This is a genomic window from Microcystis sp. M53603_WE2 (genome assembly GCF_030065435.1).
The window spans coordinates 1-1,555 of sequence record NZ_JASJFF010001240.1 but is presented as its reverse complement, the minus strand read 5'-3'; the positions used below and the strand labels follow the sequence as shown (position 1 = coordinate 1,555).

1 protein-coding gene and 1 pseudogene are annotated in these 1,555 nt (G+C 45.6%); both read left to right on the top strand.

Annotated features, from left to right (window positions below; translation table 11 throughout):
* The first annotated feature begins 4 nt into the window (after positions 1–4).
* A complete protein-coding gene (locus tag PX481_RS25970; RefSeq protein ID WP_002761530.1) occupies positions 5–949 on the top strand; it encodes a LysR family transcriptional regulator in 945 nt (314 codons plus the stop codon).
* A 46-nt stretch (positions 950–995) separates the two neighbouring features.
* Positions 996–1,555 (top strand): annotated as a pseudogene (locus tag PX481_RS25965) (NAD(P)H-quinone oxidoreductase subunit F); the annotation flags it as partial.

Sequence of the window (1,555 nt, the reverse complement as noted above, 5' to 3'; positions counted from 1 at the left end):
GAACTTGATACAGGCAACCCTGCACCAGTTAAGGGTTTTTGAGGCTACCGCTCGACACAGTAGCTTTACCAAGGCGGCCGAGGAGTTATTTATCACTCAACCTACCGTCTCAACCCAAGTCAAACAACTCACAAAAGCTGTGGGTTTACCGCTATTCGAGCAAATTGGCAAACGTTTATTTTTAACCGAAGCGGGTCAGGAATTACTGTTCACCTGTCAAGAGATTTTTAATAAATTGGACAACTTTCAAATGAAAGTGGCCGATATTAAGGGAACTAGACAGGGAAAGCTGACTTTAGGCGTAATTACTACCGCTAAATACTTTGTACCGCGATTACTGGGGGCATTCTGTCAACAGTATCCCGGTATTGACATCGCCCTGCAAGTGACTAATCATCAGAAACTGCAAGAGCGAATGTTAAACAACGAGGATGACCTCTATATTCTCAGTCAACCGCCGGAAGAAGTGGAACTTTGTTCTCAGTCTTTCCTCGAGAATCCCCTAGTGGTGGTGGCGCGACGGGATCATCCATTGGTGGGTAAGAAAAATCTCCCCCTTGAATCCCTCAACCAGCAACCTTTTATTATGCGCGAATCGGGATCTGGAACCCGTCAAGCGGTACAAAAATTATTTAATCTCCACGATATTAAAGTTAAGGTGCGCTTGGAATTAGGCAGTAACGAAGCCATTAAACAGGCTATTTCTGGTGGTTTGGGGCTATCGGTACTATCTAAGCACACTCTCATCTCGGAAGGGGAAAACGGCGAATTAGCCATCCTCGACGTGGAACAGTTTCCAATTCAGCGCAATTGGTACGTTTGTTATCTGGCCGGAAAACAACTTTCCGTGATTGCCGATGCTTTTTTAAAATACCTGCTGGAAGCTAGTCAAACTATCCCGATTAATGCCTCGTTAAAAAATGGTGACAGCTTATTAGTGAGCCATTAAACCTTAAACTTTAATTCAGGATCATTTTTCTTCTTGAGGTGTTTATATGTTCGAGTCCTTCAGCCAGACTATCTGGTTGGTACCTCTTTACGCCTTTGCGGGCGCACTTCTCGCTCTACCCTGGTCTCCCGGTATTATCCGGCAAACCGGCCCGCGACCGGCCGGTTATCTGAACTTGATCATGACCTGCTGGGCTTTTTTGCATAGCCTTTTTGCTTTAATCGCCGTTTGGGGTCGTCCGCCCCAATCTATAGCATTTAATTGGCTAAATGCCGCAGATTTAAGCATATCTTTAGATGTGCAGATTTCGGTCGTTAATATCGGGGCTTTACTGCTAATTACTGGCTTAAACCTCGCCGCCCAGGTATATGCGATCGCCTATCTAGAAATGGATTGGGGTTGGGCAAGGTTTTATTCTCTCGTCGCCCTCTTTGAAGGGGGTATGTGCGCCCTCGTTATCTGTAATTCGCTATTTTTCAGCTATTGTGTGCTAGAAGTTCTCACCCTCGGCACTTATCTGCTAATTGGTTTCTGGTTCAATCAATCTCTGGTGGTAACGGGGGCGCGGGATGCTTTTCTAACCAAACGGATTGGCGATTTAATCCT